General features: G+C 58.2%; 22 protein-coding genes. 3 read left to right on the forward strand and 19 right to left on the reverse strand.

The features are described 5' to 3' along the window. Positions 1-7: 7 nt before the first annotated feature. The 18 genes from ACR0CR_RS12280 to ACR0CR_RS12365 form a co-directional block, all read right to left on the reverse strand. A complete protein-coding gene (locus ACR0CR_RS12280) occupies positions 8-1,132 on the reverse strand; it encodes a glycosyltransferase family 2 protein (RefSeq protein ID WP_480599433.1) in 1,125 nt (374 codons plus the stop codon). A 216-nt stretch (positions 1,133-1,348) separates the two neighbouring features. Continuing rightward, the gene (locus tag ACR0CR_RS12285; RefSeq protein WP_480599435.1) at positions 1,349-2,149 is read right to left on the reverse strand and encodes a c-type cytochrome; all 801 of its coding nucleotides are present in this window, start codon (positions 2,147-2,149) and stop codon (positions 1,349-1,351) included. Next, on the reverse strand, positions 2,146-3,093 hold the full coding sequence (locus ACR0CR_RS12290; protein WP_480599438.1) for a hypothetical protein: 948 nt from the start codon (positions 3,091-3,093) through the stop codon (positions 2,146-2,148). Before ACR0CR_RS12290 ends, ACR0CR_RS12285 begins: the two co-directional genes overlap by 4 nt. A gap of 221 nt (positions 3,094-3,314) precedes the next feature. Continuing rightward, positions 3,315-4,334 carry a hypothetical protein gene (locus tag ACR0CR_RS12295; RefSeq protein ID WP_480599441.1) on the reverse strand — a complete coding sequence of 340 codons (1,020 nt, stop codon included), beginning with the start codon at positions 4,332-4,334 and terminating at the stop codon, positions 3,315-3,317. Positions 4,335-4,495: 161 nt separating this feature from the next. After that, complete coding sequence (locus tag ACR0CR_RS12300; protein ID WP_480599445.1) at positions 4,496-4,753, reverse strand: hypothetical protein; 258 nt, start codon at positions 4,751-4,753, stop codon at positions 4,496-4,498. Positions 4,754-4,765: 12 nt separating this feature from the next. Next, a complete protein-coding gene (locus ACR0CR_RS12305) occupies positions 4,766-5,467 on the reverse strand; it encodes a NapC/NirT family cytochrome c (RefSeq protein WP_480599448.1) in 702 nt (233 codons plus the stop codon). Positions 5,468-5,493: 26 nt separating this feature from the next. Continuing rightward, positions 5,494-5,928 carry a nitrate reductase cytochrome c-type subunit gene (locus ACR0CR_RS12310; protein ID WP_480599451.1) on the reverse strand — a complete coding sequence of 145 codons (435 nt, stop codon included), beginning with the start codon at positions 5,926-5,928 and terminating at the stop codon, positions 5,494-5,496. Between the two features lie 22 nt (positions 5,929-5,950). After that, positions 5,951-6,859: a quinol dehydrogenase ferredoxin subunit NapH gene (napH, locus tag ACR0CR_RS12315; protein WP_480599454.1), complete on the reverse strand. Its 909-nt coding sequence runs from the start codon at positions 6,857-6,859 to the stop codon at positions 5,951-5,953. Further along, a complete protein-coding gene (gene napG, locus ACR0CR_RS12320; RefSeq protein WP_480599457.1) occupies positions 6,856-7,674 on the reverse strand; it encodes a ferredoxin-type protein NapG in 819 nt (272 codons plus the stop codon). The genes napH and napG overlap by 4 nt, the downstream gene beginning before the upstream one ends. 28 nt (positions 7,675-7,702) lie before the next feature. Next, positions 7,703-10,195 (reverse strand): nitrate reductase catalytic subunit NapA, encoded by a 2,493-nt coding sequence (napA, locus tag ACR0CR_RS12325; protein WP_480599459.1) that lies wholly within the window; start codon positions 10,193-10,195, stop codon positions 7,703-7,705. Continuing rightward, positions 10,192-10,485, reverse strand: coding sequence for a chaperone NapD (locus ACR0CR_RS12330; protein ID WP_480599462.1), 294 nt, complete (start codon positions 10,483-10,485; stop codon positions 10,192-10,194). The genes napA and ACR0CR_RS12330 overlap by 4 nt, the downstream gene beginning before the upstream one ends. Continuing rightward, complete coding sequence (napF, locus tag ACR0CR_RS12335; protein WP_480599464.1) at positions 10,482-10,994, reverse strand: ferredoxin-type protein NapF; 513 nt, start codon at positions 10,992-10,994, stop codon at positions 10,482-10,484. The genes ACR0CR_RS12330 and napF overlap by 4 nt, the downstream gene beginning before the upstream one ends. Before the next feature lie 232 nt (positions 10,995-11,226). After that, on the reverse strand, positions 11,227-13,155 hold the full coding sequence (gene dxs, locus ACR0CR_RS12340) for a 1-deoxy-D-xylulose-5-phosphate synthase (protein WP_480599467.1): 1,929 nt from the start codon (positions 13,153-13,155) through the stop codon (positions 11,227-11,229). Between the two features lie 16 nt (positions 13,156-13,171). Further along, positions 13,172-14,038 (reverse strand): polyprenyl synthetase family protein, encoded by an 867-nt coding sequence (locus ACR0CR_RS12345; RefSeq protein ID WP_480599470.1) that lies wholly within the window; start codon positions 14,036-14,038, stop codon positions 13,172-13,174. Beyond that, the gene (locus ACR0CR_RS12350; protein WP_170656678.1) at positions 14,039-14,281 is read right to left on the reverse strand and encodes an exodeoxyribonuclease VII small subunit; all 243 of its coding nucleotides are present in this window, start codon (positions 14,279-14,281) and stop codon (positions 14,039-14,041) included. Further along, positions 14,278-15,204 carry a histone deacetylase family protein gene (locus ACR0CR_RS12355; RefSeq protein WP_480599473.1) on the reverse strand — a complete coding sequence of 309 codons (927 nt, stop codon included), beginning with the start codon at positions 15,202-15,204 and terminating at the stop codon, positions 14,278-14,280. The genes ACR0CR_RS12350 and ACR0CR_RS12355 overlap by 4 nt, the downstream gene beginning before the upstream one ends. Before the next feature lie 68 nt (positions 15,205-15,272). Continuing rightward, positions 15,273-15,974, reverse strand: a complete 702-nt coding sequence (locus ACR0CR_RS12360) for a response regulator (RefSeq protein WP_480599476.1) — start codon at positions 15,972-15,974, stop codon at positions 15,273-15,275. Beyond that, positions 15,971-16,483 (reverse strand): MarR family winged helix-turn-helix transcriptional regulator, encoded by a 513-nt coding sequence (locus ACR0CR_RS12365; protein WP_480599479.1) that lies wholly within the window; start codon positions 16,481-16,483, stop codon positions 15,971-15,973. The genes ACR0CR_RS12360 and ACR0CR_RS12365 overlap by 4 nt, the downstream gene beginning before the upstream one ends. 161 nt (positions 16,484-16,644) lie before the next feature. Between ACR0CR_RS12365 and ACR0CR_RS12370 the strand changes: the two genes are divergently transcribed. From ACR0CR_RS12370 to ACR0CR_RS12380, 3 genes are all read left to right on the forward strand, one after another. Beyond that, positions 16,645-17,511: a branched-chain amino acid aminotransferase gene (locus tag ACR0CR_RS12370; protein WP_480599481.1), complete on the forward strand. Its 867-nt coding sequence runs from the start codon at positions 16,645-16,647 to the stop codon at positions 17,509-17,511. 126 nt (positions 17,512-17,637) lie between these two features. Beyond that, a complete protein-coding gene (locus tag ACR0CR_RS12375) occupies positions 17,638-18,588 on the forward strand; it encodes an AraC family transcriptional regulator (RefSeq protein WP_480599582.1) in 951 nt (316 codons plus the stop codon). Positions 18,589-18,697: 109 nt separating this feature from the next. Beyond that, positions 18,698-19,063 (forward strand): SPW repeat domain-containing protein, encoded by a 366-nt coding sequence (locus ACR0CR_RS12380; protein ID WP_480599484.1) that lies wholly within the window; start codon positions 18,698-18,700, stop codon positions 19,061-19,063. Positions 19,064-19,146: 83 nt separating this feature from the next. Here the strand turns inward: ACR0CR_RS12380 and cobO are convergent, their stop codons facing one another. Next, positions 19,147-19,746, reverse strand: coding sequence for a cob(I)yrinic acid a,c-diamide adenosyltransferase (gene cobO, locus ACR0CR_RS12385; protein WP_480599487.1), 600 nt, complete (start codon positions 19,744-19,746; stop codon positions 19,147-19,149). Between the last annotated feature and the right edge of the window lie 22 nt (positions 19,747-19,768).

Below are 19,768 nucleotides of genomic sequence, written 5' to 3' on the forward strand. Positions count from 1 at the left end.
CACGCCTCTATTTGGAATTCGACAGGTGTTTTCGGGTGGCCGACGAAATCCGCATCAAGCCAGCCGAAACAAGATCTTCAATCGAAGAAAATCTCTTTGATCCGGAAAAAACCAGACTCTGGTCCCCGACCTCTTTCAGCCCGTCAACATACAGTTTGTAATGAGCGGCCCCTGCCGCATGTTGGCCCCGGTCTACGGCCTCCTTGGAACGCGGGGCGAAGTCATCGAAATACTTGAAGTGCAGAAGGGCACCCCATTCATCTGACATTGCGTATTCCTTGTCCACCCGGTGCGGACCGCCGGGAAATCTGGTGCCCTCGCGCCATCGTAACAGCGGCACCTTTGACATATTGGCCGGTGACAGCTTGTGTTTTCCTTCCCCGATGAACGCGCGCGCCTTGGCGTCAATTTTCCGACGGCGCGCGCCGGGGCGAAGGTTTCGCCGTCCCAGACCAAATACGGTTCTGGTTACCAGTTTTTTAATCAGCCCCGGCGGACCTTCTGATCCGGTGTCAAAAAGCCGCTCGCGCGCGCCTCCGAAGATACGATAGTGAGGCGTCGCCCATGTTTTCAGCGCCTTTGGTTCAAGTGGGATAAGCCTGTAATTCCCCGTGTCAAACATTGGAGCTATGTCAACAAACGGGGTACCCGGTTCGTATTTGACCTCAGACAAGGGCGCATCAGGATACATGTCCACCATGGTTGTGAACAGTGCATCCTGCTTTCTGGATTCGAGAAGCGCGCAATACCCTAACAGGTCAACTTCTGGCCAACCGGGGTACACAAGAAGCTCATCCACATCCACGAACAGCGCCCATTTGCTTTTGCAGTACAGGTCGGCAATGGCTTCACGCCACGCGCCCTTGTGCTCGGCATACGACTCGGTCGTAAAAATCCTAGTCACGCGTGGATCCGGGTCGAGAATCCCCGGTGTATCGTCCGTCGAGCCGTTGTCCACCACGATAAAATGTCCGACTCCAAGAGATGCGTGGTGCTGGATGAAATAGGGCAGCCTATTCGCTTCGTTATAGCTCAGGACAATCGCGACAATATCGACATCTGGAATCTTGGGAATGTGGTTAAGACCTAAAACGCGTTTGAAGCGATTTTCGATATCTGTCTGTTCGGTCACTCAGATTTTAGCCTTGTCGGAAGAGTTGGGGAGGCCTTGCACATCCGCGCGTATCGCTATCGAAAAATCCCGGATCAGTCCAGTGCGCGTTTGAGCGCCGTTAAGCAATTTTGTGATGGCAAATTTGAGTTCGAAATCAATGTGACGGACCCCAAACAAGGGCGGACAAGCGATTGGTTCTCGGCCAAATTCGAAAGCCCCAAATTGCGCGGTCCTTTAGTCCAGCGGGCTGTGAAGCCTCTTTAACACTTGTTCAACCCAATTGAGCAGAGTGCGGTATGGGCTTTCCTTACATACGGCGTATGCCATTGGGATTAATAGGTAATCTGGGTCTTCGAAAGGATCAAAGGACAGGCCGGAAAAATCGGCTGCAAGAACTGTGCAATCACCATAGGTGAGGTCCGTAGATTTTCTGCTTTTCAGCGCATCAGTATCCAGTTTCACAAGCACAGGAGATTCGCAGTCGCTGCCGCATGACCACGCGAAATAGTGCAAAAGATCGCGAAGGTCTTCTTCTGCGCCCTCCTTGCCTTTGATACCTGGGAAGGGCATCCGGGTCTTGTACGCAAAGAAAGCCGGATCATGCACAAAGGCCCAAAGCTGTTGCACCGTCCAGGGTTGGCCGACGGATGCCATGGCCCTCAAGCTGGCAGAATAGGCGTAGTCTTGATCGCCAGCGATGGTGTCTAAAGGTCGCTCAATCAAAGGACCATAACGCGGTGCTTCGTCACTGTCGGCTGCGATGTCGTGACAAATAATGCACTTTCCCAACAGTTTTGCACCTTCCAGATAGGAGGCCTTTAGTTTGCCGCTGAGGCCATCTGGCAACGTCGAAGAGACCTCGGCGGAAAGCTGAAGTTCATGGACCAATGGGGATGAAGTTTCCTGATGCCAGGCGGTCACCGTTTCATGCGCCAGAATATAGACAAAAAACCACAATGCGGCTGTTCCGAGGGCTAGGAACGGCTGATTTGGAAGACATTTCTGGGTTCCGGGGGGATGCGGTTGACCGGTCATTGCAGGCTCAGTCCGATTGTGGCCAGCGCCCCCAGAACAGTCAACAAGACGGCGGCTATCAAAATCGGGCGACGTTTCGGTTGATCGTCGTTTGACGTGGCTTCGGGCAATGCTGCCGAAACCTGCCCGTCGGACATTCGGTCAATAACTTCAAGCAACGCGCCGACGCCGACCGTGATTATCAGCAGTGCGGCCGGGAGCAGCGGTGTGAAGCAAAAATAAAGCAGGTTGGCGTCGCCGATCTGGATTGCGGCACCGCGCCCTATAGGGTCTATGAACCGGGCAACTGTTTCACTAACGAGAATGCGGTTCTGCACGATTTTGAAGAGTATCGGGTCGTTCAGCAGGGGGTAACCGGCCATTGCCCCTCGGATTGTTATGATGGCGCTGAAGGCCAAATTCATTGTCGTGACGAACAACACATATACGGCCAGCCCATACAGGGGAAGGCAGGCCAATCGCTTGGCCATAGCCCGCTTTGCGCCCTCATTCAGAGGCACTGTTTGGCAGGGTTCGATCAGATGCCGGACCACGGAAATTGAAAGCGTGTCAGTGACCGTGTTGACGACCACCAGTACCAAAAGACATGCCGCGATTCCGATGATCTTTTTTGAAAGCGGCCAGTCCGCCAATGCAGAGTCGTCGCTTGGCAATCGCCACGCCGTTTCGCTGACGGCGTGCGACGTTACAAATACACCCAGCACAATGAAAGCTGTCACAGCAGCCACGCGCCAGAATTTAGCCCGCGAAAAGTACTTTTCTCCGAAATGGGTGACGATGAATCGACGCAGGATACTGGCGGAAAGAGCAATGAAGTTGACGCGAGGTTGCGAAACTTTTGCCAATCCGATCAATTCGATGCCCGTGTCTTTGCGGTTGGTTCCGATAATCTTGGGGTCCAGTGCAAAAGCGGCAAATCGGCCAATACCGGCAACCAGGGTCAATATCAGAAAAATGTGGAGTAGCCTTCCATATTGACGCTCCGACAAGCTATGAATCCGAATAACACTGCATGTCCGCAGTCTTGCGTCCGTTTTTCAATACGGCGATTTTTCTTCCGACATTATGCATTACACCCGGCTTTTTTCAAAGAAACGCAATACCGCCTCTCGCCGTTGGCCACATGCTAGGCCCGCGCCGGTGGCAAAGGGGCATTCCTTGGTTGTCACCCGGAAATCGGTGAGATCCCACCTGCAAAGGCGGCCAAAATTGGAGCGGCGAGGGCAAAGCCTGCGCGGATAATGTCGCCTGTTCCATCGGCCAGTTTGTGCGACGACCGCCATTCTCCGATGTCGAATGAGTCCTCGGACCCGTCCTGTTTTGCGGCGGCAACGGCCAGGGTGTTGATCCTGCCATCCAGAATGACTGCGACCGGAAGAAAATAGCTTAGCATTAGCAGGCAAAAATAAGTACCGGTGAAAAGTGCGGATGCGGTGACCAAAGAACTGTAAGCCGCTTTGTTGGCCTCGGATATCATTTCCAGGGGCCAGTACATCCAGCTTGCGGCGAAGAACATGCCAAACGTGAGGATGAGACTGGACAGGTACAATTGCTGCCGCATGTGACGCAGGTTCTTGGCCAGTTCTGCCGCGGTCTCTTCGATCTCATGGCTTTCTCGGGTGCCCAGGCACAGGATCATTCCGACGATCAGCGACCCGATTGCCAAACCGGCGAAGGCGTTCACGATGTCCAGAACCCGTCTGAACAATGAGTAAACCGGCACATCGCCGCATGCGCCCAACAGCCAACGGTCATCCGCTTCAATACATCCGGGCAGTGTGCCTTTCGACAGGGCGGATTCGAACACGGCCTTGCCGACCTGATGATAGATCTGTGGGCTTTGGGATGTCATTTGCTGCTGGATGGTTGGCACGATGGCCAGAATGAGAATGACCGCAACAATCGCAATGGCCGTCATCCGGGTCTGGCGCTCCACCGGGCGGGCAAGGTCGCGGGCAAGCACGGCGACCGGCAAAAGTGCGAGCGCCACGAAAAACCACGAGGCCGACAGGAACCGGAAACGACCGATCGTCTCCATCCAGTCATGTTCATCAATCAAAATCTCTGTGGGGATGTCCAGTTCGCTGGCCATCATATGCGACTGGATAAGCCCATGCGTCGCAAAAACAAGGACCGGCAGCAATGCAATCAAGAAATAGATGGGTCTAACCCGACGTTTTGACACGCCAATCACTTCCTTTCGCCGTTATCCGCGAAAAGGAGGTTAACACAGAATTCAAGTGTTTTGGGCAATCCCTATCGTCTGGATTGTCAATCGGGTTTTCGCGCCTGGCGAAAACGACCTGCCGGGCAATACTGAGACGTCCGCGCGGCAGGTCAGCGTTATCAGACCGTCGTGCCCTTGCGGCGAATGGCCGTCCCCACGCTGCCTGCGCAGACACCGACGACGATGGCGATCATCAGCTCCATCATCTCGACATGAGCGAAATTCCAACCGGCAAATATCAGCGTTTCCAGCACACCGATCACGCCACCCATCACCGCCCCAAGCCACAGCTTGCGGGTCATCATGCCCAGGGCAAGACCCAGGATGCCGGGTAGGCTCAGGACATTGCCACCGATGGTTCCAAGTATCTCTAGCATCGTGTGTCCACCCTAGTTCTTGCTGTCGTTCAGGAAGGTCCGGATATCATCCCCGGACGCGGCGGCGTGTTTCTGCAAGACATTGTCCGACGCATCATTCAGCGCCTGAGTCACGTCTTCATACGCTTCGAGGTAATCCGACGGCAGGCTGTGGGCGATGCCCTGATGGCAGTCGATGCAGGTCATGTTGTTGTCGATGGCACGCTGGTGCTCGGATGCGGCGCGCGCCTCTTGTATGGTAAAGTCCATATAGTCGAAATTGTGGCAATTTCGGCATTCCCGACTGTCGGACGCTTTCATCTTCTTCCACACGGCCTTGGCCATGCTCAGACGATGCGCCTCGTATTTTTCGGGCGTACTGATGGTGCCCGCCAACTCGTGATAGACGTCTTTGACGGCCATGATCTTGGCTTTGATCTTGTGGTTCCATTCATGCGGCACATGACAATCGGAACAGATCGCGCGCACGCCCGAGTGGTTGTTGTAGTGAATCGTCTCGCGGTATTCGCCCAGATTGGTTTCCATCGTGTGACACGAGGTGCAGAACTCCTCGGTATTGGTCAGCTCCAGTGTCCAGTGGAATCCGCCCCAGAACAGGATGCCTGCCAGAAATCCGGCCAGCAATGTGAACCCGACGCTCAGCGCGGCGAGTGGGCTCCAGAACCAGGTCCAGATGCGGCGGATGAACCCTTGCTTGTCTTGGGAATCGGCCATGTCGCGTGCTCCTTTTCGACCTGAGTTCAGTTCCCGCTCGAGGGTTCAAACGTGTTATCCACCAGCGGCAACGAGTCCGCCTGCGGGACATGGCACTGGTTGCAGAAATACCGCGTGCCGGCGATGTGATCCAACTCATTGCCTTCGCGATCCAGGTAATGCGTCATCGACAGGGTCGGCGCATTGCGCTCACCGGCTTTGGTCCAGTCGTGGCAGGACAGGCACTGGTTTGTGCGCACATCGATCTGATACTGATCGATCGAATGCGGGATCAGCGGGGGTTGCTGGCGATAGTTGCGCTGCATGCGGCCTTCGACGTTGCGGTGGATCTGGTCGAGGATGACGGGCTCGTCCACCTCAGCTCCGCGCAGGGTGGTGTGAGAGGTGGATTGCGCAACGGCCAGGCCACCGAGGAGCAGCGGCGGGATCAGGGCAAGGCCCAAAAGGATCGACTTGTTCATCATATCACTCCTTTGAAACAGGTCATGTGGCGCGCGGGTCCGGCGCGCCGGATGGATCGGTGGGTGCGACGGTCAAATCGTCGAACCGATGGGTATAGTTGAATACGTCGACCGCGCAGACATCGATGCAGCGGCCGCAATTGGTGCAATCGGGCGACAGGATCAGCGGGGTGCTGCCGGGTTTGCCCCTGAGTGCAGGCGAGATGACATGGTTTTCGGGGCAGACCGCGAAACAATCCATACAGTCGTCGCATGCGGTCCGGTTGGCGGCGCTGACGCGCAGCAGGCTTTTGGTTCCGACCAGCCCATAGAAAGCACCCACTGGGCAGACATGGCCGCACCAACCATGGCGCGAAACAAAAAGGTCAAACAGGAAGATCGCTGCCACCATCGCCCAGACGAACCCCATGCCAAAGACCAGCCCGCGATGCAGCATGGTGATGGGGTTCACCAGCTCCCACGCGATTACGCCGGAGAGGCCCGAGACGATCAGGACCGTGACCATGATCCACAGGCGCGTGCTGCGTTTGGGTTGCCACCCTTTCTGCAGGCCCAGTTTGCGGTGCAACCAATGCGCGGTGTCGGTCACCGGATTGATCGGGCAGACCCAGGAACAATAGACACGCCCCCCGATCAGGGCATAGGTCACCAAAACAATTGCCGCGCCGATAGCGGCCGTTAGCTCGGGCCAATGACCGGCAATCAGGCTTTGAAGAAACACGAACGGATCGGTCAGGGGCAGAACGCCCAATGTCAGAGACCCGGCCAAAGTGCCTTGGACAACCCAGATGCCGAACCACGGTCCAAGCAGGAACAAGGCCAAAAAGAACGCCTGGCTGGTGCGGCGCAGCAGCAGAAACTTGTGAGCGCCCAACCAGCCCTTGACCTCAACAGCCTCTTGCCCGACCGGAAGATGCGTCCTGGCCGTCATTGCGAGGCCTCCGGCAAAGTGAAGACAGGTTCGAACCCGCCGGGTGTGGCCAGGTTGTCAATGCCCGGTCCTGGCAGACGATCGGGCAGATCGATGATACCCTCGACGACCGGTGCGCCCTTGGCTTCTTTTTCTTCCCAGCCTTTCAGGTAGTGATCAGCGCTGCTGCCGCGCGCCAGACGGGCGGGCAGAACCTTGATGGCCGCCTCGGGCAGAACACAACTTTTCTCGCACATGCCGCACCCGGTGCAGTGGTCGGCGTGAACAGTCGGGATGAAAATCGCATGATGACCGGACCGGGCGTTATGCTCGATCTCCAATGTGATCGCTTCGTCTATGACCGGGCAGACCCGGTAGCAGACGTCACAACGCAGACCGTGGAAATTCAGGCAATTCTCTTGATCGACCAAAACGGCGATACCCATCTTGGCGTCGTCGATATTGTCGAGGCCAGGGTCCAGTGCGCCAGTTGGACAGGCCGCAACGCAGGGGATGTCATCACACATTTCACAAGGCACATCCCGGGCGGTGAAGTACGGCGTGCCCGTGGCGACTGCGTCGACGCCCAATTCGGCCAGTTTCAGCGTGTCGTAGGGGCAGTCGCGCGCGCATAGACCGCATCGGATGCAGGCCGACAGAAAGTCCTTTTCCGCCAATGCCCCAGGAGGACGCAGCGCCTCGGCAGGTAACGCCCGTGCATCCCGCGCCAGCCAGGCCAACAAGGACCCGGCCGCCACGCAACCGCCAGCCGCACGCGCCGAGTCCTGCAGGAACCGGCGTCGCTGCGGCGAGAGGGGTGTGCCAACACGAGACATGAGCGCTACCTTTGCCTTGTCAGCCCCGTTACGCGCGCTCGACCTTACAGGCGCATTTTTTGAAGTCGGTCTCTTTTGACAGCGGGCAGGTCGCGTCCAGCGTCAGCTTGTTGGTCAGCTGGCCTTCGTCGAACCAAGGCATGAAGACCAGGCCGCGCGGCACCTTGTTGCGCCCTCGTGTTTCGATCCGGCTGTTGACCTCGCCGCGGCGGGTCGACAGAACAATTTCTTGCCCGCGGCGCAGTCCGCGATCCCGCGCATCCTCGGGGTGCATATAGACCACCGCCGAGGTGTAGGCCCGGTGCAGCTCTGGCACCCGACGTGTCATCGAGCCCGAGTGCCAGTGTTCCAGCACACGACCGGTGCACAGCCACAGATCGTATTCCGCATCCGGCTCTTCTGCGGCGGGCTCGTAGGGGGCGAAGATGATATTCGCCTTGCCGTCTTTCTTGCCATAGAAACGGACACCTTCCCCCTCGGGGACATAAGGGTCATAGCCTTCGCGGAACCGATACAGCGTTTCCTTCCCGTCCACGACTGGCCACCGCATTCCGCGCGCCTGATGGTACATTTCGAACGGAGCCAGATCGTGCGCGTGGCCGCGACCAAAATCGGCATATTCTTCGAACAGACCTTTTTGGACGTAGAACCCGAAATGTTCGGCTTCGTCGTTGTCGAACCCTTCGGCGGTTTCGGTGAGAGGGAATTTGTCGACGGTGCCGTTCGCGTAAAGCACATCGTACATGGTCTTGCCGCGATGTTCGGGCATCTTGGCCAAAAGCTCCTCGCCCCAAACCTCTTCGACGGTGAAGCGTTTCGAAAACTCCATCAGCTGCCAGAGGTCCGATTTGGCCTCACCCGGCGCTTTCACCTGCTGGTGCCAGAACTGGGTGCGGCGTTCGGCGTTGCCATAGGCACCTTCCTTCTCGACCCACATGGCGGTGGGTAGGATCAGGTCGGCCGACAGTGTCGTGACCGTCGGATAGGGGTCCGAGACGGTGATGAAGTTCTCCGGGTTGCGATAGCCGGGATAGCCTTCTTCGTTGATATTGGGCGCAGCCTGCATGTTGTTGTTGCACTGTACCCAATAGGCGTTCAGTTCACCGTCCTTCAGCTTCCGGTTCTGCAGAACGGCGTGGAACCCGGGTTTCGGCGGGATGGTTCCGGCCGGGATTTTCCACGCGGTCTCACAGATCTCGCGGTGCTTGTCATTTGCGACAACCATGTCGGCGGGCAGGCGGTGGGCAAAGGTGCCGACTTCACGCGCCGTGCCACAGGCCGAAGGCTGACCGGTCAGCGAAAACGGAGAGTTGCCGGGTTCCGAAATCTTGCCCACCAGCAGGTGCACGTTGTACATAAGCGAATTCACCCAGGACCCGCGCGTGTGCTGGTTGAAGCCCATGGTCCACAGGCTCATGACCTTGCGGTTGGGGTCGGCATATTGCTGCGCCAGTTTCTCGAGCTTGTCAGCGGGGACGCCGGACAGTTCCGACGTGTATTCCAGCGTATAGGGCGCGACGGCTTCGGCATATTCCTCAAAGCTGATCGGTTCCATCTTGCCGACATTGGGGTTCTCGGCCTCTTGCTGCAGCGGGTGATTGTCGCGCAGGCCATAGCCGATATCGGTCGCGGTCTTGGTGATATTGACGTGTTTCTTGACGAACTCTTCGTTCACCGCGCCGGTCTGGATGATGTAATTGGCGATATAATTCAGGATCGCCAGATCGGTTTGCGGGTTGAAGACCATGCCGTTGTCTGCCAACTCGAACGACCGGTGTTCGTAGGTCGATAGAACATGCACTTCACAACCCGGCTTGGTCAGACGCGTGTCGGTCAGGCGTGACCACAGGATCGGGTGCATCTCGGCCATGTTTGAGCCCCACAGCACAAAGGTATCCGCGTGCTCAAGGTCGTCATAGCAGCCCATCGGTTCGTCAATGCCGAAGGTCCGGATGAAACCGACCACAGCCGAGGCCATACAGTGCCGCGCGTTGGGATCGATGTTGTTCGACCGGAATCCAGCTTTCATCAGCTTGGACGCGGCATAACCTTCCCAAACCGTCCACTGACCCGAGCCGAACATGCCGACGCTGGTTGGGCCCTTCTTGGCCAGCGCCTCTTTCCACTTGGCGGCCATAACATCAAAGGCTTCGTCCCAACTGACGGGTTCGAATTCACCGTTTTTGTCGTATTCGCCATTGGTCTTGCGCAGCAAAGGCGTGGTCAGACGGTCCTTGCCATACATAATCTTGGACAGGAAATAGCCTTTGATGCAGTTGAGGCCGCGGTTCACCGGTGCGTCCGGGTCGCCTTGCGTGGCGACAACCCGGCCATCTTTGGTGCCAACCAGAACCGAGCAACCGGTTCCGCAGAACCGGCAGGCGGCCTTGTCCCAGCGAATGCCGGGTGCTGCGGTCTGAGCCTGCACCGCGCCGGTGGCAAGCGGTACACCGGCAGCCGAGGCCGTTGCGGCAGCGGCGGTGGCTTTCAAAAAGGTCCGGCGGGATTCAGAGATGGTCATGACATGGGTCTCCGGCTTTGTGTCTGATGAGCGGCCTCAAGATGCGGGCGAGGCTCTGCGAGGTCTTCGAAATGGTGATAGGTAAGCGTCAGCGAGACGACGCCCGGGATCTGATGCAGGTCCATGATCGTCTCCGAGGCAAAACGGTCAGGCGTATCTTCGACAACAACGACAAGGCGGCCATCCTCGGCCGCTGCGTGAATTTCGACACCATCGACGCGCTTTATCAGGTCTTGCGCATGCTGGCTTTGGTCGGGCGTGACGTGGACAAGGCAGCCACAGATGTTCATTGAGTTGCCTCCGGGGTGGACAGGGTATGGCGCGAGAATGTGACGGCACCGGCTGGGCAGGCACCGGCGCAAGCCCCGCAGCCGGTGCAGGTCTCGGGATCGATGATGGGCTCGGACCGACCGCCAAGCTGTAATTTGAAACGAATGGCGTCCAGATCGCAGTTGTCCTGACAGACGCGGCAACTGATACCGTTCAGTGACAGGCAATGCGTGGCGACATCTGCACGCCACGGCCAGTTTTGTGTGTGTTCGGGCAGCAATGCGCCCGTCTTGCACGCAGCAGCGCAGTCGCCACAAAAGGTGCAGGGGCCTGCGTCCAGCTGAACCACGGGCCAGCCCTGCGCATCGAACGAGATGATGTTTTCGGGACAAGCCTGAACACAGTCATCGCATTGGACGCACAATTCGTGAAATGCACTTTCCACCGTTCCCGGTGGGCGGATGGCCGCGCTATCCGCGCGCAGCACCTTGCCACGCAGGAATGCACGTCGACTGGCTAGCTGATTCATTCGCTTGCGACCCTACAAAAAGGGCGGCGACTCGGCGCGACCCTGATCCGACCGTATCGAAATCAGGGCGGGGAAAAATTGACTTATGTCATTTTCAGGAAAGCTTAATATTTATGACCGGGTCAAAACCCCTAAAATATGGGTCAAATATGTATGTTATTGGCCTGCGACCTTGAATTCACCGAGCGTTGCGGGTGGATTTCCCGTTGCAGCGAATCGCCTGATCGCGGGATCAGGCGCGCTTTTCACCGATTGAAGTGATCCCCAGAACGGACAGCACGCGGGCTTCGATATGCTCGGCATTCATGCCCGCAATTTCATACATATCTGCCGGGCTGGCCTGATCGATAAAGATGTCCGGCAACACCATCGACCGGTATTTCAAACCGGAATCAAACACGCCCTCATCGGCCAGCAATTGCGCAACATGGCTGCCAAACCCACCGATCGCGCCTTCTTCGATGGTGATCAAAGCCTCATGCCCGTGGGCAAGGTCCAGGATCAAATCGCGGTCCAGCGGCTTGGCAAAGCGCGCATCGGCAATGGTGGGGGTTATCCCTTTGGCGGCCAGCGCCTCAGCGGCTTTCTGAACCTCGGCCAGCCGCGTACCAAAGGACAGCAGCGCGACGCGCGCGCCATTTTGGATGATGCGGCCCTTGCCGATCTCAAGAACTTCGCCGCGCTCGGGCAGGTCGACACCGACGCCCTCACCGCGCGGATAGCGGAAGGCGATGGGACCATCATCATGCGCTGCGGCAGTGGCGACCATATGCATCAGCTCGGCCTCGTCCGCCGCAGCCATGACCACCATGCCGGGCAAGTTGGACAGATAGGTGATGTCGAATGACCCCGCATGGGTGGCACCATCGGCACCGACCAGCCCCGCACGGTCTATGGCAAACCGCACTGGCAGGCGTTGAATGGCCACATCATGCACCACCTGATCGTATCCGCGCTGCAGGAAGGTCGAGTACATCGCGCAAAAAGGTTTCATCCCGCCTGCAGCCAAAGCGGCGGAAAAGGTCACGCCATGCTGTTCGGCAATCGCGACATCGAAACAGCGCGAGGGGTAGCGTTCGGCAAACAGGTTAAGCCCGGTGCCATCCGGCATTGCAGCGGTCACGGCGACTATCTTGTCGTCGCGTGCCGCCTCATCCACCAACGCGCGGCCAAAGACCGAGGTATAGGACGGCGCGTTTGACGGTGCCTTTTTCTGCTCGCCAGTGACCACATCAAATTTGGCCGTCGCGTGACCCTTGTCGCGGGCCTGTTCCGCCGGAGCGTAACCTTTACCCTTTTTGGTCAGAACATGAATAAGGATCGGCCCGGTCGCCCGCGCCTTGACCGTTCGCAACACCGGCAACAACTGGTCCATGTCATGCCCGTCAATCGGGCCGATATAAGAAAAGCCCAGCTCTTCAAAGAACGTGCCGCCCATCGCCATGCCCTTGAGCATCTCCTTGGCGCGTTTGGCGCCTTCGCGGAAGGGTTCCGGCAGCAAAGAGACCGCGCCCTTTGCGGCGGCCTTCAGATCGTGAAAAGGAGCTTCGGTATAGATCCGCGACAGATAGCTGGACAGCGCACCAACCGGTGGTGCGATGCTCATCTCATTGTCATTTAGGATAACGATCAGGCGCTTTTTCAGATGGCCCGCGTTGTTCATCGCCTCGAACGCCATGCCCGCCGACATTGATCCATCGCCGATCACCGCAATCGCATCGCCCAACCCCTCGGGCGTGACACCGCCCAGATCGCGGGCCACCGCAAAACCCAGCGCCGCGCTGATCGAGGTGCTGGAATGCGCCGCGCCAAAGGGGTCATAGGGGCTTTCGCTGCGTTTGGTGAACCCGCTCAGGCCATCTTTCATGCGCAAGGTACGAATACGGTCGCGCCGCTCGGTCAGGATTTTATGCGGATAGCACTGATGCCCCACGTCCCAGACAATCTTGTCGCGCGGCGTGTCGAACACCGCATGCAGCGCCGTTGTCAGCTCAACCACACCCAGACCCGCGCCCAGATGCCCGCCTGTTACGGATACAGCGGAAATCGTCTCGGCCCGCAACTCCTGAGCAACCTGATTTAGCTGCGCGTCTGAGAACTGCTTGAGGTCCGCAGGGCGGCTCACAAGATCCAGCAAGGGCGTATTCGGGCGGTCAGACATTTGGCGCGTTCCTGGCTTAGCTGTCCCGGGCAATAACGAAGCGGGCGGCGTCCTTCAAGGTTTCAGAGGCAGGTCCATATCCATCCAGTGCCGCACAAGCCTGATCTACAAGTTCAGCGGCTTGTGCCTTGGCGGCATCCAAACCCAGCAGTGAAACGAAGGTGGCCTTGCCCGCACTGGCATCTTTCTGCAGCCGCTTCCCGGCCTTTTCGACATCGCCTTCGACATCCAAAATGTCGTCAGCGATCTGAAAGGCAAGGCCCAGAGCCTGCGCATATCCGCGCAAAGGCGCGGTGTCCGCTTGCGCCAATCGCGCGCCGGCACAGGCCGACCATTCGATCAGCGCGCCGGTTTTACCCGCCTGCAAATGCGTAATTTGATCCAGCGTTAACGGACCCGATGCCGTTTCCGCCGCCATATCCAAAGCCTGTCCAAGAACCATGCCCTGCGCGCCACTCGCTTTTGCCAGTGTTAGGGTCAAATCGGCGCGGATTTCGGCGTTCCCAACTTCGGGCCGTGCACAAAGCTCAAAGGCCAGCGTCTGCAACGCATCTCCGGCCAGAACAGCCGTGCCTTGATCCCATTTCACATGAACGGTGGGGCGACCGCGTCGCAAATCATCGTCATCCATGCACGGCAAGTCGTCGTGCACCAGAGAATAGGCGTGCAGCGCCTCAATCGCTGTCGCGGACCAGATCGCGCGATCTTCGCTTACCTGATGCAGGCGCGCGCTTTCCAAAACCAGAAACCCGCGCAGCCGTTTGCCACCCTCAGTGGCATAAGCCATCGCACGGGTCATATCCAGATCGTCCAGCGCCCCCAGAACCTGATCGAAATGGCTCTGAATCCGCGCTGCGTCCTGCGCCAGAATATCGCGAAACATTTACAGACCTTCGACAGGTGCCGTCCCCGTCGGCTGACCATCCGCGTCCAGAGTGATCGCGGCCACCTTTTCCTCGGCCCGCTTCAACTCATCCTCGCAACGCTTTTTCAAAGCCGCGCCACGCTCATACAAGGCGATGGATTGATCCAGCGCCACGTCGCCGCGTTCCAATTGGCCAACCACAGCCTCCAGCTCTTTCATGGCCTGTTCGAATGTCATCTGATCGACGGGAGTGTCAGTCATCGGGCTGCCTTCATCAATTCTTCCACATGGGCGCGCGTAGCTTCTGCCAGGGCTTTCAGATCATACCCGCCCTCCAGAGTCGAGACGATACGACCCCCGCACATCTCATCGGCGATCTTGCACAGTTCGGACGTGATCCAGGCGAAATCGTTGGTGGACCAGTTCAACTCGGCCAAAGGATCGTCCTGATGTGCGTCGAACCCGGCCGAGATGATGATCAGTTCCGGCCTGAACTCGCGCAACCGCGGAAAGACCAGAGCGCGATACGCGGCCTGCATAACGACGCCAGTGGATCCGGGCGGTAGTGGGATGTTCAGAATGGTGTCATACGCACCGGTCTCATCCCGGCGACCGGTTCCGGGCCACAGCGGCATCTGCTGGCTGGTGATCACCAGCGCGCGGGGCTCCTCCCACAACAGGTCTTGCGTCCCGTTGCCGTGATGTACATCGAAATCCACCACCGCAACCCGGCTCAACCCGTGATAATCCAGCGCATGTTTCGCCGCCAGCGCTGCATTGCCGAACAGGCAAAACCCCATCGAGGTTTCTTTTTCCGCATGATGACCGGGCGGGCGCACGGCACAAAAAGCGTTTTGCGCTTCACCCCCAACAACCAGATCAACCGCGCGTATGACCGCCCCTGCGGCGCGGTAGGCCGCATCAATCGATCCCGGCGACATAAAGGTATCGCCGTCCACCTGCGTGAACCCCTGCTCGGGTCGCGCAGATTTCATGTCCCGCACATATCCTTCCGGATGAATACGCAGCAGGTCGTCATCTGCCGCCAATGGTGCGGTTTTCCTGTTCAGGTCCAAAGGCTCTAACGCATGCAGAATATGCTCCAACCGCGCCACCCGTTCCGGATGCCCCTCGGGCGTCACATGACCAAGGCAATCGGAATGGGTCAAAAGGGCGGTCTTCATAAGGATCCCATCTTCATCTGGCTAAAAACATCTGCGCCGAAGGCAAAAAACGCCGCGCAGCGGCACATTTAGTCCGGAGCCAACATGTAACCCGCTCCGCGCACAGTTTGCAAATACCGCGGCTGTTTGGGATCCTGTTCGATCTTGCGACGCAGTCGCGTGATCTGCACATCCACGGCCCGTTCCTGTGCCTGCCCCTTGTCGCGGCCCAGATCCTCGACAAGTTTTGCGCGACTGATCGGCTCACCCGGCTGGGCCGAGAAGATCTTCATCAATTGGCTTTCCGTGGCCGTCAGGCGCACCGGATCTTCGCCCTGCCACATCTCGCCCCGCTCCACGTCATAGCGGATCGGGCCAAGGGTCAGGACTTTGGCAGCCGCGTCCTGCGCGGGGGTTTCGGGCATCCGCCGCAGGATGGCGTTGATCCGCAGCAACAACTCTTTCGGCTCAAAGGGTTTGGCCAGATAGTCGTCCGCGCCAGCTTCAAGCCCCGCGATCCGATGTTCGGTTTCGCCGCGGGCGGTCAGCAGCAGGATCGGCGTGGCATGAGTTTCGCGCAGCGCCTTTGTCAAGCTCACACCATCTTCGCCAGGCATCATTACGTCCAGGACGATCAGATCGAAATCCAGCCCCGACAGCACCCGTCTTGCATGGGCCGAGTCCCGCGCGGCCGTGACTAGAAACCCGTTGCGCATCAAAAACTTCTTGAGCAAATCGCGAATGCGCTCGTCATCGTCAACGATCAGCAGATGGGCGTCCATATCGCTCATGAGGTGGTTTCCCGCAATTTCGTGTAAGCATGACGCATATCAGCATCCATCATCGCTTCAAGCACTTTACGAAAGCCCGATACCGCCTCGGGGCCCGCATCCTTGTAGGCGGCCCGCATCCGCACCCGTTGGGCTTCGGACAATCTGGCCTCCAGCGCCTTGCCTTCATCTGTCAGAAATAGGTGCCTCTCGCGTTTGTCCACCTTGCCCACTCTGCTTTCGACCAGACCATCATCGATCAAGGTCCTCAGAACTCGATTCAGGGACTGTTTCGTTACACCGAGAATGGCCAGCAGGTTGTTGACCGTGGTCCCCGGCGCGCGGTTGATGAAATGAATGGCCCGATGATGCGCCCGCCCATATGCCATTTCGGACAGGATGCGGTCCGGGTCTGCCGTGAACCCGCGATAGGCGAAAAACATCGCCTCGATCCCTTGCCGTAGCTGCTCATCCGTCAGAAACAAAAGGCTTTCGCCGCCAAAGACCTGGGCGGGGCGGGTGTCGGACATATCATGCCTCATTCGTTACAACGGCTCCGAGTTTATGTCAGCGTTATTGACATTCCAAGAGTGCGCAGGTATCGAATCGCAGTTTTTGCGCAACTTTATGTCCGGTTCGGACTTAACTAGCGCAATAATCGAAAATTTCAGCCCGGTTCAGGAGGTTTCGCATGTCGGGGTATGACGATCGTGATGGTGTCATCTGGTTGGATGGCAAGCTGGTGCCGTGGCGCGAGGCGAATGTGCACATCCTGTCCCACGCGATGCATTATGCTTCATCGGTGTTCGAAGGTGAGCGTGCCTACAATGGCAAAATCTTCAAAAGTCGCGAGCATTCCGAACGTCTGATCGCCTCGGCCGAAGCGCTGGACATGCCGATGCGGTATTCGGTCGACGATATCGAAGCCGCCAAGGAAGAAGCGCTGAAGGTCAGCGGCCTGCAGGACGCTTATGTCCGCGCGCTGGTCTGGCGCGGCTCGGGCGAGGATATGGGCGTGGCATCCGCTAGGAACCCTGTGCGGATGGCTGTCGCCGTCTGGCCCTGGGGAGCCTATTACGGAGACGCCAAGATGCAGGGCGCCAAGCTGGATATCGCTGAATGGAAACGCCCCAGCCCAGAAACCATCCCGGTTCATGCCAAGGCTGCGGGTCTTTACATGATCTGCACCATCTCCAAGCACAAGGCCGAGGCCAAAGGGTGTTCGGATGCTCTGTTTATGGATTGGCGCGGCTACGTGGCCGAAGCAACCGGGGCCAACGTGTTCTTTGTGAAGGATGGTGAAGTCCACACCCCTCTGGCCGATTGCTTTTTGAACGGGATCACCCGTCAGACGGTAATTCAGATGCTGAAAGACAAGGGCATCACCGTCCACGAACGCCGGATCAAGCCCGAAGAAATGGCCGATTTCGAACAGTGCTGGCTGACAGGCACCGCCGCCGAAGTCACGCCCGTCGGCCAGATCGGCGACTATACATTCGAGGTTGGCGATCTGACGCGCGAGATCGCCGCCGAGTATGAGGCTCTGGTACGCGCCTGACGCTGTCCAGTTCTCAAGAAATCATCCCCCCGCTTTTGGCGGGGGTTATCTTTGCGCTGCGTTCAAGCTTTTGTGCAGATCGTCCACCTTGCTGGACGTTTTGGCAAACCACTGTACGTTACGCATATGTTGGACCTGCTCAGCGATATCCTCACCCGCCTGTCCCTGCGGGGCACGTTCTATTTCCGCACCTCGTTCACGCCGCCCTTTGGCATACAGGTTCCTGCCTTCGAAAACGTGGCGCGGTTTCACTTTGTTCAACGGGGTGAACTGAAAGTACACGTCTCTAACACAGGCGAAACACTGCGTTTGAAACAAGGTGACCTGATCCTGATCCCTCACGGTTCGGCCCACGCGCTGCTGTGCAATGAGGTCAAGCCGCTGGACGCTTTGCCGCTGGAACAGGTATTGGAAAAGTCCGGCTATAAAGGTGACGGGGTCCTGATTTATGGCGGCGAGGACAAAAGCCGCGACACGCAACTGATCTGCGGTCATTTTTCATTCACCGGCCCTCCGGGTCGGCACGGCACGGGCCACATGCTGATCGATCGCTTGCCGCCCTATATCCTGATCGAAAACTATGGCGAAGAAGCGGGGGCGTGGATCGAATCCACCCTGCGCATGATCGGGTCCGAGGTCAGTGGTGCGCGCATTGGCGGTGACCTGATCGCCCTGAAACTGTCCGAGGTTCTGTTCGCCCAGGCCATTCGCGCCCATCTGGAACATCAAAGTCCCAGTGAATCCGCGCTGGCCGGGTTTGCCGACCCCCGCGTGTCGCGTGCGCTGACCGCGTTTCACCAATCCCCTGCACAGGATTGGAGCGTTGAGTTGCTAGCCCGTGAGGCCGGAATGTCCCGCACTGCCTTCGCGCAGCTGTTCGCCGAGAAGATGGGCACCACGCCGATGCAGTATCTGACCGATTGGCGGATGCAGATCGCGTGCCACGGCCTGACAGAAAGCCGCTGGAATGTCGCGGACGCTGCGGCCGAGGTTGGCTATGCCTCTGAGGCCGCGTTTTCCCGCGTGTTCAAGAAACAGGTCGGGCTGTCTCCGGCTGCATATCGGGCGATGCACTGATGCGCCCTAGAATTGAACGATCTGCAATGTCTTATGAACGGTTCGGGCTAATCCGTTCGGCGTTCTTCACCTAGCTTGAATCTATGCCAAGCAAGGAAAGGAACCTCTGATGTCCGCCCGTTTCGTTACCCGCAACATCCACGCCTATCTTGATTACCCCGTCGCTATCGCGCTGATGACGCTGCCCTTTGTACTGGGTCTGGGTCAGTCCAATCCGTTGGCCCTTTGGTTGTCGGTCGTCACCGGCGTTGCCGCTTTTGTGCTGACGGTTCTGACCGATCACCATCTGGGGATTTGGCGTGTCTTGCCCTATAAACTGCACCTGACCGTTGACCTTTTGGTCGGCCTGACATTTTTGGCCGCGCCCAGCCTGCTGGGGTTCACAGGGCTGGATGCGATTTTCTATTGGGTGAATGGCGCGGCAGTAGTCGTCGTCATTGCGCTTAGTGCGCCGGAACAGTCCGCAACGGCGTAATGCCCGTCATACCATTGTCATGGGCCCGAGCCGCCTGTTTCCCGAACAGGCGGTTCTTTGCGCCACGCGTTGATTGCGGGTCTTCAGAAATCCACACCGCGCTGGGCTTTGATCCCGGCTTGAAACGGGTGTTTTTCCTCGGTCATTTCAGTGACCAGATCGGCATACTCGCGCAACGCCTGCGGCGCGTCCCGGCCCGTCAGGAACACGCTTGTCTTGTCGGACCGAGCATTTAGCCCGTCAATCACCTGGTCCACCGACAGGTATTCATATCGCAAGGCGATGTTGATTTCGTCCAGCACCACCAGATCGTATTCGCCGCTTTCCATCAAAGCGCGCGCCTTGTCGAAGGCGGCGTTGGCGGCGGCGATGTCACGTGCGCGGTCCTGGGTGTCCCAGGTGAAGCCTTCGCCCATCGTGTGCCAGGTCACCAGGTCGCGTTCCTCGAAAAACCGCCGCTCGCCCGTCTTCCATTTGCCCTTGATGAACTGGACGACGCCGACTTTCTGACCCCATCCGAGCGCCCGGATGACAACACCGAACGCGGCCGATGATTTGCCTTTGCCCTTTCCGGTATTAATCAGCACCAAGCCTCGGCCGGGGTCGACGGCCTCGGACACTTTCTTGCGGTGCTGGGCCTGCACCTTTTGCATCTTTTCCTTGTGATCCTGCGCGTCGCTCATGTGAGGGAACCTTTCGATATGT

It is taken from the genome of Ruegeria sp. AM2, from assembly GCF_056540685.1.